The organism is Vibrio ichthyoenteri ATCC 700023 (genome assembly GCF_000222605.1).
Lineage (GTDB): Bacteria > Pseudomonadota > Gammaproteobacteria > Enterobacterales > Vibrionaceae > Vibrio > Vibrio ichthyoenteri.
The window spans coordinates 1-552 of sequence record NZ_AFWF01000116.1 but is presented as its reverse complement, the minus strand read 5'-3'; the positions used below and the strand labels follow the sequence as shown (position 1 = coordinate 552).

The 552-nt window shown below is 40.4% G+C and carries 1 protein-coding gene; it reads left to right on the top strand.

Features of this window, described 5'->3' with window-relative positions; translation table 11 throughout:
• The coding region (locus tag RH85_RS09855) for a recombinase family protein (protein ID WP_006712079.1) at window positions 1-469 on the top strand (469 nt) is incomplete at its 5' end.
• Between the last annotated feature and the right edge of the window lie 83 nt (window positions 470-552).

The window sequence follows — 552 nt, the reverse complement described above, 5'->3', positions numbered from 1 at the left end:
GGCTGAATTATCGCGCTTGATTGAGGATTCGCATCGAGGCGATGTGTTGCTCATCGAAAAAGTTGATCGTCTATCTCGCCTCCCCTATGAACAATGGAAAAAACTCAAACAACAACTCGTCGAAGCAGGTATCAATATCGTCGTCCTCGATCAACCAATGACTCACGCAGTGTTAACCCATACAGATCAACAAACTTCTATGATTTCTAGGGTACTTACCGAGTTCATGGTTGATTTAGCAGCTGCAATGGCAAGGGACGATTACGAAACGAGAAGAAAACGCCAAGCTCAAGGGATAGAGAAAGCCAAAGCGTTAGGAAAATACCAAGGACGAAAACCAGACGTTAAGTTGAGAGAAAACATTCAGCTTTTACTTGCAGAAGGTAAGAGTTGGTCGCAAGTTCAATCACTCTTAGGCTGTAGCCGCTCAACTATTGCTACTGTAAAAAAATTATCGAAAACAAAGTAGTAAATTAAAGGGATTAATAATGAAATTATCAAATACAATACCATTCGTAGCATTACTATTAGTGTCCGGTTGTTCAATCTCTA